Source organism: Rhodococcus sp. P3_B8, assembly GCF_056402775.1.
Window position 1 is genome coordinate 1 of record NZ_JBFUGT010000156.1, and the last position, 14,628, is coordinate 14,628.

Below are 14,628 nucleotides of genomic sequence, written 5' to 3' on the forward strand. Positions count from 1 at the left end.
GCGAGCGATCGCCGGGGAACTGTTCCGGGTGTCGCGCGCCGGGCTGGGCGCCTTCCTCGCCGCACTGCCCGCCCCGATGGCGCTGACGAGCGTCGAATTGTCCGACGGCCGCGCCGTGGTCGGCTTCAGTTGCACCCACGACGCGGTCGACGGGGCCACGGATATCACCGAGTTCGGCAGTTGGGTTGCCTACACCCGTGAGTACTTGTCAACCGCCCGCGGTTAATAAGTACTCACGGCAAGGACGGCGGCGGCGCGAGTCGAGTTGCGCCCGATCAGCTTCTGCAGGTCGCCGCTCCCGGTGTCGAGGGCGCCGACCGCGACTCCCGCATCGGAGTCGGCGAGCATGCTCGCGATCGGTGCGGGCAGTCCGGCCCCCTCGAGCACCGCGGCGTACTCGGCCTGCGGAAGATCCTTGTACGACACCGACTTTCCGAGGACGGAGGAGATGACCTCCGCCAGTTCGCTGTACGTCAGGCGCTCGTCGCCACCGAGCTCGTACACCTTGCCTGCCTGCCCGTCGGCGAGGAGGACCGCGGCGGCGGCCTCGGCGTAGTCCTTGCGGGCGGCAGCGGCGACGACACCCGTTCCGGCACTGCCGAACAGCGCACCGGTCTCGGCCGCGGCGGGAATGCTGCCGAGGTAGTTCTCCCAGTACCAGCCGTTGCGGAGCAGCGCGAAGTCGATTCCGGACTGCGTCAGCCGGTCCTCCGTGGCGCGGTGTTCGACGGCCAATCCGATCGGGCTGTTCTGCGCGTCGAGGACGCTGGTGTACGCGACGAATCCGACCCCGGCGGTCTTCGCGGCGTCGATGACGTTGGTGTGCTGGGCAACCCGCTGACCGACCTCGCTGCCGGAGACGAGCAGCAGCTTGTCGACGCCGGCGAAGGCCGACTCGAGTGCGGCGCGATCACCGTACTCCGCCTGCCTGATCTCCACGCCCTTGTCGGCGAGGTCCGCGGCCTTGGCCGGGGTGCGGACGACGGCGACGATGTCGCCCGCGGGGGTGCCCTTGTCGAGCAGTGCCTCGACGACGAGTCGACCGAGGTGTCCGGTTGCTCCTGTGACGGCGATGGTCATGACGAACTCCTAGCGCATGAGGGGGCGAGTTGACTTTTCAAGCTCACTTTCCATCATGCACTAATTTTTCGTAAGTGCAAATGTTTCGGTAAGCACTTCCTTCATGTGGGGTAGGCTGGACGCATGTCCGAGCTCGCACAGCCAGCACAGGAAGCCGAGGACCCCACCCTCGAGGCCGACGTCTTTGCACGCAACTGCGCGTCGCGCGAGACCCTGCAGACCATCACCGGTCGCTGGGGGGTGCTCGCACTCGCGGCGCTGACCGAGGGGAACTACCGATTCAGCGCACTCCGCCGACGCGTCGACGGCGTCAGCGAGCGCATGCTGTCGCAGACGTTGCAGGCCCTCGAACGAGACGGCCTCGTCGTTCGAGAGGTGCTCGAGGCCATTCCACCCAAAGTCGAATACAGCCTGACACCGCTCGGCGCCGAGGTCGGTTCACGCCTCATCGGCCTGATCGAACTGGTCGAATCGCGCGTCCCCGACGTTCAGGCAGCACAGGAGAAGTACGACGCCGGACGCGGCGTCAGCTGAGTTCGTCGAGTTCGGTTTCCTCGTCGACGATGTGGACCGCGGCCTCTTCGGCCGACGCCGCTCCCCCGTCGATGCCGATGTCGGACGCCACGAGGTCCTTCTCCTCGTCCTCGCCCACACCCTCGTCCTCCGCGACGAGCCGGCCCGACCGCAGCCGCCCGACCTCGTTGTCGTCGAGGATCTCCGCGTTGTCGTCGTCTTCCAGAGCCGGGTCCGGCTCCTCCTCCGCGAGCCGCTGATCGAGGGTCTCACCCTCGCGCTGCTCGGCGGCCGTCGTCCCGTACGCGTCGAGCCCGAGCGGCCTCTCCGGAGGCGAATAGCCCTCGTCGAGAACGTCGTCCACACCTCGGTCGACCAACGTGTCTTCCGGCTGCAACTGGTCCTCTTCGTCCAGGCTGTACTCGCCCTCGGATCCTTCTGGCGTGCTGTCCGGCATGGTCATCTTCCCCACGATGCCACCGGAACGGGCAGTTCGCCATCGGATCGCGGAAGCAACCCGGTGAGAAACGAGAAGGGCCCGCACAGAGACTGTGCGGGCCCTCTCGGTGTTCGGGTCAGAAGTTGATCATGTGCCCGGCGAGACCGTGGATGGCCTCCTGCAGGGCTTCGCTGAGCGTCGGGTGCGTGTGCACGTTGCGGGCCAGCTCGTTGACGGTGAGGTCCCACTTCTGCGCGAGGGTCAGCTCGGGCAGCAGCTCGGAGACGTCGGGGCCGATGAGGTGTCCGCCGAGCAGTTCGCCGTACTTCTTGTCGGCGATCAGCTTGACGAAACCGGTCGGGTCACCGAGGCCGTGCGCCTTGCCGTTGGCGGTGAACGGGAACGTCGCGACCTTCACGTCGTACCCCTCGTCCTTGGCCTGCTGCTCGGTCAGACCGAAGCTCGCGACCTGCGGCTGGCAGAACGTGGCCCGCGGCATCATCCGGTAGTCCTCGATCGGCAGCGTCTCGACGCCGGCGATCGTCTCGGCGGCCACGACGCCCTGCGCCTCGGCGACGTGCGCCAGCTGCAGCTTCATCGTSACGTCACCGATGGCGTAGATGTGCGGCACCGACGTCTGCATCGTGTCGGTGATACCGATCGCACCACGATCGAGCTGCACGCCGGTCTTCTCGAGGCCGWAGCCCTCGACGCGGGGCGCGAATCCGACCGACTGCATCACCTTGTCGACCACGACGGTCTCGATGTCGCCGGACTTGTTGTTCTTGATCGAGACGGTGACCTTGCTGCCGTCGTCGTCGATGCTCTGGACGGCGGCACCGGTCTTGATCGTGACRCCGAGCTTCTTGTACTGCTTCTCGATCTCCTTGGAGACGTCCGCGTCCTCGTTGGGCAGCGCACGGTCGAGGAACTCGACGATCGTGACGTCCACTCCGTAGTTCTTCAGGACGTACCCGAACTCCATGCCGATCGCGCCGGCACCGACGATGAGGATCGACTCCGGGAGATCGCGGGTGAGGATCTGCTCCTCGTAGGTGACCACGTTCTCGCTGAGCGAGGTGCCCGGCAGCAGCTTGGTGGTGGAACCGGTGGCGATGATGGCGTTGTCGAACGTCACCGTCTCCGTCCCGCCCTTGGACAGCTCGACCGAGAGGGTGTTGGCGTCGGTGAACGACCCCTTGCCGTCGTACTCGGTGATCTTGTTCTTCTTCATCAAGAAGTGAACGCCCTTGACACGCCCGTCCGCGACCTTGCGGCTGCGGTCGTAGGCGGCGCCGAAATCGAAGGACGCCTCTCCCGAGATGCCGAACGTCTTGGCCTCTTTTGYGAAGAGATGCGCAAGTTCGGCATTGCGGAGAAGTGCCTTGGAGGGGATGCAGCCGACGTTCAGGCACACACCGCCCCAGTACTTCTGCTCGATGATGGCGGTGCTCAATCCCAGCTGTGCCGCGCGGATAGCAGCGACGTACCCACCGGGACCGGCTCCGAGGACAACGACGTCATAGTGTGAGGACACGGGTGATCTGATCCTGCAACTCTTGTTCGGATTTCATGGATGAAGAAGTGAGGGATACGACGACACCCGGTCGTGCGGAAGCTCGCGGGAGCTCCGCACGACCGTGGGATCGACAGGCCTTAGGTCAGCGCTTCCGTGGATTGCGATTTGCGACCGTGAGGCATGAGTAGCGTTGCGATAAGGCCGATTACCGCGAGCGCGGCCGCAAGGACGTATACCGTTGTGAAGCCGCTGCCACCGTAGATTGGCGATCCGTCGACCACCGTGGCGACATTGAGGGCCAATATCGCGAATCCGATCTGCACTGCAACAGCGCTTCCCAAGGATCCGACCACGTTGACCGTGCTGGCGGTAACTGTCTGAAGTCGTACGGGTGTTGCGGCGATGACGAGATTGGGGATTGCCGCGCTGATCAGACCTCCGCCAAATGCGTAGATGAGGTAGCCGACAAGGATGGGGACGAACTCCTTGTGCGAGAACGCGAGGAACAGGGAACCAGCAGCCATCAAGGCGAATCCGATCCAGTTCGGCAGGCGCGCTCCACGACGTTCGGCGAGATATCCCACGAGGAGCCCCATCAACACGGAGGCGACACCTGCAGGGGTGGTGATCCGCGCCATGAAACCGGCGGTCTCGCCGAGTCCGTATGTCAGCCCGAGTGCAATGGGGGTTTGCACGATGAACGACAACAGGACGAACTGCAAGGCAATGACGGCTTGGCCGGTGAACTGGGTGATCAAGGTAGTGACGATGGGGCGGCCGCGCAAAACCGACAGGTCGATCAGTGGGTGGTCGGACCGCTTGGCGTGCTGAATCCAAACGATGAAGGCCGCTATTGCAAGTGCGCCACACAACAGGGTCTTCCACGACGTCCAACCCCATGTGCCGCCCTCGCCGATCCCGAACAGAACGACAGCGATGGTTGCGCCCAGAAGTAAGCCGCCGGTCCAGTCGATCTGGGTGGAGACACGGATCGGGGACTCTGGGACGACAAGGAGGACCAGGGCGCCGATAATCAGGGGGAAGATTGCGAGCGCGAAGAAGACGCCCTGGTAGCCGAAGTTGTCGATGAGCAGTCCGGCGAAGATCGGTCCGGTGATTGTGGTGACGCCGATACCGGCTGTCGCCAGACTGACGGCCACGGCGAGCATTCGCTTCGGGAAGATGTCACGCATCAGCGAGTACACGATGGGGACAATGGCAAGGCCGAAGCCTTCGACGGCGCGCCCGATCAACACGATGGGGAAGGTCGGGGCAAGAGCGACGATCAGTGACCCGAGCGCCATACAACCGGTCGTGATGAGCAGCCACTTCTTCTTGCCGTCACGATCGGCAAGCTTACCTACGAGTGGGGCGCTGATCGCGCCGGTCAGAGTGAATAGTGTTGATACCCAGGCTATATGGGGTGTCTGAAATGTTGCTGCCATGTTCGGCAGGGCTGGCGTGACCAGATTGAATGCATAGGCAACTTCTTCCGAGAGAAGTACCAGGATGACGAGGACGCCGATCCATCCAGCAGTCGATCTGTGTCCGACGCCTTCGGGTGGCAACATCGTGTCATTATCGAGCGTCTCCTGCGACGCACCGTCCGTGGGTGTAGCGGTCATCTTGCTTCCTGCATTTCTCTGACGGGAAAGGTGGGACGCTGATGCGCGGGGAGGTGCGCAGCGGTCGAGGGATCAGCGTCGCTCAAGTTTGTGATGTGAGGCACAGTAAGATGGAGCGATCGATTCTGTCAAGTGATCCACTAAACAGACCGTGCGGGATTCCCTGTCGTGTCGCAGTGGTGCCCAGCTAGAGGCGCATGCAGGTGGCGCTTCCGTGCTCTCGACCAGCCGCCAGGTCGGTGTGGGGGTCGGACGGCCGGCGACGGCGCATGGGGGACTACCAAGAAAATACGTTCATGCCCGTGCCGCGTTCGACGACGCCCAGTCAGCCGGGTCGATTGTGGCGTTCAGAGGCCCGTCGAAGATAGGCGAATGGCTCAGGCCTTGCCGTCGCTCATCAGGGTCTCCAGCCCGCCGGCCACGAAGTCGACAAGCACGTCAAACTTCTCGTCCGACAGGGCGCGTGATTGGGCACCGCTGGCGTCGGACCATCGGGCGGCCATCACGATCAGGGTATTGACCGTCAGGGACCAGTTGAGTTCGAGGCTGTTGTCGTCTGCGTGCGGGTACGCGCGTTCGAGCAATTTGCGAAGCAACTTCGCAGTGTCGTCTTCGACCGGAAACAGGCGCGGGTCGTTCGCCAGGCTCAGTTGGCCGCAGATGGTCAGCCACCGCACGCCCTTGTCGGGATCTTCTCCGAGGTACTTCCGGTAGGGGATAGCGAGGAGGTTGACGATCTGCTTGGCATTCGGCGTTGCCCCTGAGTCGACCATGGCTGTCGTGAGCGCGTGAATGTGAGCGAGCACGTCGGCGCCGGCATCGATCAGTACCGCATCGAGGATCGCATCCTTGGATCCGAAGTGATAGTGAGCCGACGCTGCTCCGAGCCCCGCTTCGGCGTTGATGGCCCGAATGGACACCTTCTCGACGCCCTCCGAGGCAAACAGTTTGGTCGCCGCGTCGATGAGTGCACGCCGGGTGGCCGCTCCATCGCGCGGATTGGATCGAGGCACGGTTTCGCCTTTCGTTGGTGGGCTAGGTGATCATATCGTGTGATCCACACGCCGGTATTTCTGCAGCTCATGAGCACTTTTCAAAGGGTGCGAGAGGGGGACGCAGCGATCCTGAGAAATTCCGCACTTGATTGAATCACTCGATCCACTTACTCTGATCTGTGACTGCAGACACAGACGTCTTGTGGACGTGCTGTGTCGAGAAAACAAGAGGTGCCACCAATCCGGTATCTCTCACGAACTACGCAAAAGGAGGCCACGATGGCGTCGCCGCACAGCGAGCACCGGCCGGAAGCTTCCGTATCACCGACGGTGAGCACGGAACTGCTGCTGGAAATGTTCACCGTCATCGCCCGAGCCCGCGCCGTCGAGGACGCGGTATCTGTGCACATTCGGGATCACGGCTTCGCGGGATTCTGGCATCCAGGCAAGGGGCAGGAAGGCGCCGTGGCGGGCGCTGTCGCGGCGATGGCCCCCGACGACTACCTCTTTTACCAAGGTCGAGGAGCGACGTGGCCGCTCGCAAGGGGAATGGGTCTCGCACCGATCATCGGCGATCTCCTCGGTAAGGTAACCGGCTCGACCGGCGGTAAAGGCGCCGGCGTGCCCCACTGGGCCGATCCGGCCCTCGGAATCATGGGCGAGGGCGCAACACTGGGGTCGGTCTATCCGGTAGCGGCCGGCGCGGCCCTCTCGGCGCAGATGCGCGGAACCGATCAGATTGCCCTCGCGGACTTCGGTGACGGGACAGCCGCGCGCGGCACCTTCCACGAAAGCCTGCTCGAAGCTGCACGATGGCGCCTGCCCTTGGTCTACTTCTGCGAGAACAACGGGATCTCCGTGTCGACCACGTTCGACTCCGTCAGCCCGACCAAAACGATCGCCGAGCGCGCATCCGCATACGGCATCCCGGGAGTCCGCGTAGACGGCCATGATGCCGTCGAGGTCTACCTTGCCGTGAAGGACGCGATCGATAGGGCCCGGGCCGGCCAGGGTCCCTCCCTGATCGAAGCTGTCGTCACCCGTGTCGGGGGCCACTGGGAAGGTGACGCTCAGAAGTATCGGCCTGCCGACTTCCTCTCCACGTATACGGATCCGTTGGAAGTCATGCGTAAGCGAATCGACTCGGCCACGGCCGATCGCATCATCGCAGACGCGAAGTCCGAGGTGGCGCAAGCGCTTCTCGAAGCCGAAGCCGCTCCGCTGCCTGATCCCTCCGTCATCCTCAAGGACGTGTTCGCATGACCACCACGACACCCGCACCCGCCAACGCTCCTGGATCTACGACCGTTCTCAGCTACGAGGCTGCACAGGGCGCCGCGATCGCTGAAGAGATGCGGCGTGATGACTCGGTCTTTCTGATGGGGCAGGACATTGCTTCCGGCGGCTTCTTCGGCGGCACCCGTGGCCTCGTCGAAGAGTTCGGGCTTAGCCGGATCCGGAACACCGGAATCACCGAAGCGTTCATGGTGGGCGCGGCCGCCGGAGCAGCGATGACCGGCATGCGGCCGATCGTCCAGCTTGGATTCGCAGATTTCAGCTTGATTGCCGGCGACGAGATTTTCCAGAAGCTCGGCAAGTGGCGGCACATGCACGGTGGTCAATTCGAGTTGCCGGCCGTCATTATCATGCCGATCGGGCCGAGCGGCGGTGCGGGCCCGGAGCATTCGGGATCCATGGAAATGCTGCCGATGCACTTCCCCGGTCTGAAGGCAGTCGTACCGTCCAACCCGGCAAACGCGAAGGCGCTCCTCAAGGCGGCTATCCGCGACCCCAACCCGGTGCTCTACTACCCGAGCAAGCAACTCAACTTCAAGCGCGGTGAGGTGTTCACCGATCCGGAGTACGTGCTGCCCCTCGGCAAGGCCACCATCGCACGCGAGGGATCGACGGTCAGCGTCATCAGCTACGGCTGCATGGTGCCGCGGGCACTGGAAGCTGCGACGGTACTGGCATCGGAGGGAATTGAGCTCGAGGTAGTCGACCTCCAGACGTTGGTGCCCCTCGACCGCGAGACGATCATCAACTCTGTTGTCAAGACAGGTCGGGCGATGATCGTGCACGAAGCTCCCCGAACGGCTGGTCCGGGTGCCGAGATCGCGGCACTGATCCAGGAGCGGTGCTTCTACTGGCTTGAAGCGCCGATTGCACGGCTCGGTTCAGTCGACGCACCGATTCCCGCGAGCCGATTCCTCGAGGATCACTGCTTCCCGAGTGTCTCCGACATCGTCGAGACGGCCCGACACCTAGTCCGCGACTGACCTTTCGAAAACGAGGACGTTCTCACTATGCTCGAACTTACCGATATCCACATGCCCCACATGGGTTCCGTGGAATTCGCCCTACTGACCGAATGGTTGATCAAGCCGGGCGAGGAAGTCAACGAAGGCGATGCCTTGTGTGAGGTATCGACCGACAAGGTCGACACCGAAGTGGAGTCACCCGAATCGGGTATCTTGATCAGCTACGTCGCCTCGATTGAGCAAGAAGTTCCGGTGGGCGACGTCATCGCACGATTCGCCCCGGTCGACAGTGACCCGGACCAGGTGGCCCGCGCGATTGCGGCCGCGAGCGGCGAACAGGGTGGCGATGTCGCAGTTGCGCCATCGCCGGCCGCTTCACCTTCGCCGGCGACAGTGGCGACCCCAGTGACAGGCTCACAGGGCACCCCGGCGGTGGTATTCGAAGAATCGAAGCCCCCGACCGACTCCCTCGTTCTCGCTGCATCATGGTTCTCACCGGTCAACCGGCCACCTGCAGGGGCACGCCGAGGCAGCCTGGCAGCAGCTCAGGACCACCGGTCTGCAGGTGAACTCGCAAGCAAGAGTGGGTTTCTCCAGTCACAACAATCAACACCCACGGTGCCCGCGGGATACGAGGACGTCGCGTACTCGGCAACGGAGCACACCAGGCTGCGGCGCGCGATCGCCAAGAATCTCACGGAATCGTGGAACACCGCACCCCAGCTCACCGCGCAGGTCGATGTCGACTTCTCCGCGGTCGCTGTTGCCCGCGCCAAGCTGAATCGTGATCGCGCCTCGCGCGGGGAAGCCAAGCTCAGCTACCTTCCCTTCATTGCCGTCGCGCTCTGCCAGGCAATTGCTGAGCACCCTGTCGTCAACGCCACCTTCACAGATACCCACCTGCTGCAATGGCAGACAGTCAACCTGGGCCTCGCCGTAGACACGCCGGACGGTCTTCTGGTTCCGGTTATTCGTGATGCACAGTCCTTGTCCCTCACCGAGCTGGCCGATGCCATTGCCAGGACAAGCGCCGCTCTCGCCAACGGCACAGGACGACCGGAAGATCTCGCCGGCGGAACGATCACCATCAGCAACTCCGGCAGCGTCGGCGGGGTCGTGTCGACCCCCATTCTCACGAAGCCGCAGGTTGCCTCGCTCGGAGTCCCGGCAATCGTCCGCACACCCGTCGCCCGCAGAAGCGCCGACGGCACCTCTGAGCTACTGACCATTCGCCCGATCGCTCGCCTCGGGCTGACCTTCGACCACCGTGCCTTTGACGGCGCCGAGGCATTGCGTGCCCTGATCAGTGTCCAGAAGACTCTCGAGAACTGGCCTTCGGAGGGCTGATGGCGAACAGTGACGTGGTAGGAGGGAACCGATGAAGGCTGTCGTTCTTCGGCAGGGGACCATCATCGCGACTGACGTTGCAGAACCGGTAGCTGGTCCCGGCCAGCTTCTCGTCGAGCCCCTCGCCGCAGGTGTGTGTGGCAGTGATCTGTCGGCATGGCAACACACCGACGACTTTCTCGCCGCACATCTCGAGGCCGACGTTCTCGGAGAAGTGTTCGATCCGCGCCGCGACGTCGTCTTGGGCCACGAATTCACAGCCCGGATACTCGAGCTCGGCCCCGACGTCACTGACTACGACGTCGGGGACCGCATCGTCGCTCTCCCGTGGATCGTGACGGCCGATGGAACGACCCACACGGTCGGCTACTGCGATACCTCTCCGGGAGCTCTCGCCGAAAGAACAGTCGTTCAAGCGGGCGGGCATCTGAAGATCCCGGAAGGCATCGATCCCATCACGGCGGCTGTGACAGAGCCGCTCGCCACAGGCGTCAACGCAGTGCTGCGCTCGGGAATTCGGTCAGGGGCGGCTGCGGTGGTGACTGGCTGCGGTCCGGTTGGGCTTGGATCGGTCATCGAACTCGCGGTGCGTGGAATACACCCGATCGTCGCTTCGGATCCATCTGCTCGGCGCCGAGAGCTTGCGCTCGCATATGGCGCCGACGTGGCAGTCGATCCATTGCAGACGGACCCTATGGAGGCGCTGAAAAACGAAACTGACTCCACCGCTGAGACGTTCGTCTTCGAAGCCTCCGGCGCCAAGGACATCCTCCGAAAGCTGATGACCTCCGCGCCGAAGTACACACGGATAATAATCGTCGGCTCGGCGATGCGCCCGGAGACAATCCGCCCGGTCACCGGAATCCTGAAGAATGTCTCCCTCGAGTTTGTCGGTGGACCCGGACGAGGCGAACAGACCTACGAAGCATTCGAGCGGACGTTCGACCACCTCGTCACCGGGCGGTTCAACCCGTCTCTCATGGTGACCGGGTACGCCAGCCTCGACGCGGTCCACGACGTATTCGCGGCACTCAGGCCGACCGCGGGCACGATCGACCACGTGAAGATCCTCGTTCGGAACGAGCTTCCCGTGGGCACGGGCATCGTCGCCAACCCCTGAAACACCCATATTGCTAACGATATTGAGGAACCTATGAACCAGGTCGACGAGATCGCGCGATCCGCGCCCTTCAATCTCGCCCACGTGCGGAGCAAGCTCGAGGAACTCTTCGAACTGGATCCCTCCGACGAACTCGCGGTACGTCTGCTCGCCGGTGGGCGATCGAACTTGACGTTCGAGCTCGCCAGCTCGAACCGGAAGTGGATCCTGCGCCGGCCGCCGATCGGGCACCGCCTCGAAACCGCACACGATATGCAGCGTGAGGTCGCCGTGCAGCGGGCACTGGCCAACAGCCCTGTTCCGGTTCCGCGCATCGTGTACGCCGACGATGCCGCACCGGATGCGGGGGGAAGCTTCTACATCATGGACAAGATCGACGGCGAGGTCCTTCGCACGGACAGCGACTTCAGCGAGGTCGACCCGACCCAACGCACGGCCCTGTCCTACCAGTACATCGACTGCCTCTCGGCGCTGCACACTCGCGACTACGACTCGCTCGGCCTGACCACGTTCGGTCGGCCGGCGGGCTTCCTCGAGCGGCAGGTGCGACGCTGGCGGAAGCAACTCGCCGCGTCGAAATCCCGAGAGCTACCGGTGCTCGAAGAGCTGGGAAGGCGGCTCGGCGAGCGGCTGCCGCAGCATTCCGAGGCCTCGATCGTCCACGGTGACTTCCGCTTCGACAATATGATTGCGCGGATCGGCGAGCAGCCAACGATCGCCGCCGTGCTCGATTGGGAGATGTCTACTCTCGGTGACCCCCTCACCGATCTCGGCTTGGTGCACCTGTTCTGGTCCGGATGGGAGGGCATCACCAACCCCATTGCCGGCACTCCGTCGACGCACCCCGGATACCCCTCCTTCGACGACCTCGTCGAGCGCTACGCACGGACCACCGGATTCGATGTCAGCGAGTTGGGCTGGTACTCGAGCTTCGCTTTCTACAAGATGGCCGTCATCTTGGAGGGCATCCATCTTCGTTTCGTCAACGGCGAGACGGTGGGCGATGGGTTCGACGACATCGGTTCGATGGTCCAGCCGCTCGCGGAGCGGGGCTTCGCGGCCCTTCCCTGACCTACCGCCCCTACCGTGAATACAAGGACCAAGGACTGACATGGAGTTCACCTTCGACTCGACCACCCAGCAGATGTGCGATCGGGTCTCGGCATTCATGGAAGAGTTCGTCTTCCCCGCCGAAAAGCACTTCCACGACGATCCCGCCGCCGGGGACCTGCAGTGGGAACGACCGGCGATCATGGCGGATCTGAAGAAGGAAGCCAAAGCGCAGGGCCTGTGGAACCTGTTCCTCCCACATGATCCGCGCGGCGCCGGACTGTCCAACCTGCAGTACGCCCCGATCGCCGAACTGACCGGGTGGAGTCCGGAGGTGGCTCCGGAAGCGTTCAACTGCAATCCTCCCGACACCGGAAACATGGAACTGCTCAGCCTGTTCGGCACCGACGAGCAGCAGCAACGGTGGCTCGAGCCCTTGCTTGACGGCACCATCCGATCTGCCTATTGCATGACCGAGCCCGACGTCTCATCATCGGATCCGTCGAATCTGACCACGACCATCACCGACGAGGGCGATCACTGGAAGATCGATGGCCGAAAGTGGTGGTCGACCGGCGCCATGAGCAGTGACTGTCAGCTTTTGGTAGTGATGGGCGTGTCCGACCCGGACGCGGATCCTCGCTCGCGACACAGTCTGGTACTCGTGCCCCGAGACACACCGGGCCTGACCTTCGTTCGGGGGCTGTCGATGTTTGGCTTCACGCACGGAGCCCACGGTGGGCATGCAGAAGTCCGCTTCGACGACGTTCGTGTGCCCAAGCGGCACCTGCTCGGTGAACGCGGGCGCGGGCAGGCACTCGCCCAGGCCCGACTCGGTCCCGGCCGAATTCACCACTGCATGCGCATGATCGGAATGGCCGAGCGCGCCATCGAGTTGATGTGCCGCAGAGCGGACGAGCGGACCGCGTTCGGCAAACGACTCGCTGATCAGGGGATCGTCCAGCATTGGATTGCCGAGTCACGCGTCAAGATCGACCAGCTCCGCCTGTTCGTCCTCCGAACTGCATGGCTGATCGACACCGTGGGTGCGCGGGAGGCGCGAACCGAGATTTCCGCGATCAAGGTCGCGGCCCCCGACGCGGTCGGCTGGGTCCTCGACAAGGCGATCCAAGTCCACGGCGCCGGTGGAATGACACAGGATCACCCGCTGGCGATGCTCTGGGCCCAGGCCCGCACCATGCGCTTCATCGACGGTGCCGACGAGGTTCACCGCATGGTGCTGGCGACCCGCGAACTCCGCAAGCACGCCACCCAGTCCGATCAACCATCCTGATATCGAGGAGATCCGTAGTGTCCGCAAGTGTCATCGTCGCCGGTGCCCGCACCCCGATCGGGAAACTTGGTGGAGCGCTGAGCCCACTCACGGCAGTGGAACTCGGTTCACATGCCATCGCCGCCGCTGTGCAGCGCGCGGGGGTCGTCGCCAACGACGTCGACAGCGTCATCATGGGCACCGTGGTGCAAGCGGGGGTGGGGCCGAACCCCGCGAGGCAGTCCGCAGTGGCCGCGGGGCTACCGATGACAGTGCCCGCAACCACCGTGAACAACCTGTGCCTTTCCGGTCTGCAAGCCATCATCTCTGCTGACCACCTGATCCGCTCAGGAGACGCCGATGTCGTCGTTGCCGGCGGAATGGAATCGATGTCCAACGCCCCCTACCTCGCGCGAGGCGCGCGCAAAGGCTACCGGTATGGCCCGCACCCTCTCGAAGACGCCCTGGACCGGGACGCGTTGACCTGCGCGTTCGATCAAATGTCAATGGGCGCGGCGACAGAGCGGTACCAAGCAGCGGAATCCTTCACCCGGGTCGAGCTCGATGCCTTTGCTGCACAATCACACCGGCGTGCCGCGGCGGCGACGGCAAATTCCACCTTCGCAACTGAGATCGTCCCCGTCGAAATTTCATCACGACGGGGAAACACTACGATCACAGCCGACGAAGGAATTCGGCCGGACACCACGCCGGAGTCACTCGCACGCCTGAAACCGGCCTTCGCCGCCGACGGCACCACAACGGCAGGCTCCTCATCTCAATTGTCGGATGGCGCTTGCGCATTGGTCATCATGCAAAAAGAGCTGGCCCAGGCGCGAAACATCGAGTGGCTGGCTGAGATCAGGTCACACGCACTGGTCGCGGGCCCAGACACCTCGCTACTACACCAGCCCTCGAACGCCATCGCCGAAGCGATCCGACGAAGCAAGACAATCACCTTGACAGACCTCGACCTCATTGAAGTCAACGAGGCATTCGCAAGCGTCGCGATCGCATCCATGCGCGACCTCGGAATCACCGACGAGTTGGTCAACATCAATGGCGGTGCGATCGCACTCGGTCATCCAGTCGGCATGTCGGGCGCGAGAGTGACTCTCACGCTCATGCACGCACTTCGGCACCGAGGAGGCGGTCTAGGAGCTGCCGCGTTATGCGGAGGCGGCGGGCAGGGAATCGCCATAATCCTCGAGTCGCCACGMCGCGCAGCACCGAATTAGCAACAGCTGAACACGAAGAACGCCCTCCACATTTTCCGAGCAGGGGAAGCACTGTGAATATTGTAGATTCCGCCGCACTGGTCACCGGAGCGGCCTCGGGCCTCGGCGCCGCCACCGCCAAGCGTCTCGCCGACGCCGGAGCCACCGTGTTCGGACTCGACCTGCAGC

At 63.6% G+C, this 14,628-nt stretch carries 14 protein-coding genes; 9 read left to right on the forward strand and 5 right to left on the reverse strand.

Going from position 1 to position 14,628, the window contains the following annotated elements:
• Positions 1-226, forward strand: a 226-nt coding sequence (locus AC1D1G_RS30025) for an allophanate hydrolase-related protein (RefSeq protein ID WP_477954911.1), incomplete at its 5' end; no start/stop codon positions are given.
• Here the strand turns inward: AC1D1G_RS30025 and AC1D1G_RS30030 are convergent.
• Entirely contained in the window at positions 223-1,080 is an 858-nt protein-coding gene (locus tag AC1D1G_RS30030) for an SDR family oxidoreductase (RefSeq protein WP_477954912.1), read from the reverse strand. The genes AC1D1G_RS30025 and AC1D1G_RS30030 overlap by 4 nt on opposite strands.
• 123 nt (positions 1,081-1,203) lie before the next feature.
• Between AC1D1G_RS30030 and AC1D1G_RS30035 the strand changes: the two genes are divergently transcribed.
• The gene (locus tag AC1D1G_RS30035; RefSeq protein WP_280779834.1) at positions 1,204-1,614 is read left to right on the forward strand and encodes a winged helix-turn-helix transcriptional regulator; all 411 of its coding nucleotides are present in this window, start codon (positions 1,204-1,206) and stop codon (positions 1,612-1,614) included.
• On the opposite strand, the gene AC1D1G_RS30040 is transcribed toward AC1D1G_RS30035, so the two are convergent.
• From AC1D1G_RS30040 to AC1D1G_RS30055, 4 genes are all read right to left on the reverse strand, one after another.
• A complete protein-coding gene (locus tag AC1D1G_RS30040; protein WP_016882725.1) occupies positions 1,607-2,056 on the reverse strand; it encodes a DUF5709 domain-containing protein in 450 nt (149 codons plus the stop codon). The two genes, AC1D1G_RS30035 and AC1D1G_RS30040, sit on opposite strands and share 8 nt — an antisense overlap.
• Before the next feature lie 112 nt (positions 2,057-2,168).
• Entirely contained in the window at positions 2,169-3,569 is a 1,401-nt protein-coding gene (gene lpdA, locus AC1D1G_RS30045) for a dihydrolipoyl dehydrogenase (RefSeq protein WP_477954914.1), read from the reverse strand.
• 119 nt (positions 3,570-3,688) lie between these two features.
• Positions 3,689-5,176, reverse strand: a complete 1,488-nt coding sequence (locus AC1D1G_RS30050) for an MFS transporter (RefSeq protein WP_477954916.1) — start codon at positions 5,174-5,176, stop codon at positions 3,689-3,691.
• 377 nt (positions 5,177-5,553) lie between these two features.
• On the reverse strand, positions 5,554-6,189 hold the full coding sequence (locus AC1D1G_RS30055) for a TetR/AcrR family transcriptional regulator (RefSeq protein WP_317571876.1): 636 nt from the start codon (positions 6,187-6,189) through the stop codon (positions 5,554-5,556).
• A 261-nt stretch (positions 6,190-6,450) separates the two neighbouring features.
• Here AC1D1G_RS30055 and AC1D1G_RS30060 point away from each other — a divergent pair, with 261 nt between their 5' ends.
• The 7 genes from AC1D1G_RS30060 to AC1D1G_RS30090 all read left to right on the forward strand — a co-directional run bounded on the left by AC1D1G_RS30060 (position 6,451) and on the right by AC1D1G_RS30090 (position 14,460).
• On the forward strand, positions 6,451-7,434 hold the full coding sequence (locus AC1D1G_RS30060) for a thiamine pyrophosphate-dependent dehydrogenase E1 component subunit alpha (RefSeq protein WP_477954917.1): 984 nt from the start codon (positions 6,451-6,453) through the stop codon (positions 7,432-7,434).
• Positions 7,431-8,450 (forward strand): alpha-ketoacid dehydrogenase subunit beta, encoded by a 1,020-nt coding sequence (locus AC1D1G_RS30065; RefSeq protein WP_283336730.1) that lies wholly within the window; start codon positions 7,431-7,433, stop codon positions 8,448-8,450. The genes AC1D1G_RS30060 and AC1D1G_RS30065 overlap by 4 nt, the downstream gene beginning before the upstream one ends.
• A gap of 96 nt (positions 8,451-8,546) precedes the next feature.
• Complete coding sequence (locus AC1D1G_RS30070; protein WP_477954920.1) at positions 8,547-9,779, forward strand: dihydrolipoamide acetyltransferase family protein; 1,233 nt, start codon at positions 8,547-8,549, stop codon at positions 9,777-9,779.
• Between the two features lie 31 nt (positions 9,780-9,810).
• Positions 9,811-10,899, forward strand: a complete 1,089-nt coding sequence (locus AC1D1G_RS30075; RefSeq protein WP_283336731.1) for an alcohol dehydrogenase catalytic domain-containing protein — start codon at positions 9,811-9,813, stop codon at positions 10,897-10,899.
• Positions 10,900-10,932: 33 nt separating this feature from the next.
• Positions 10,933-11,970, forward strand: coding sequence for a phosphotransferase family protein (locus AC1D1G_RS30080; protein ID WP_477954921.1), 1,038 nt, complete (start codon positions 10,933-10,935; stop codon positions 11,968-11,970).
• Between the two features lie 40 nt (positions 11,971-12,010).
• Positions 12,011-13,243: an acyl-CoA dehydrogenase family protein gene (locus AC1D1G_RS30085; protein WP_105423946.1), complete on the forward strand. Its 1,233-nt coding sequence runs from the start codon at positions 12,011-12,013 to the stop codon at positions 13,241-13,243.
• A 17-nt stretch (positions 13,244-13,260) separates the two neighbouring features.
• Complete coding sequence (locus tag AC1D1G_RS30090) at positions 13,261-14,460, forward strand: acetyl-CoA C-acyltransferase (RefSeq protein WP_477954922.1); 1,200 nt, start codon at positions 13,261-13,263, stop codon at positions 14,458-14,460.
• Positions 14,461-14,628: the final 168 nt, after the last annotated feature.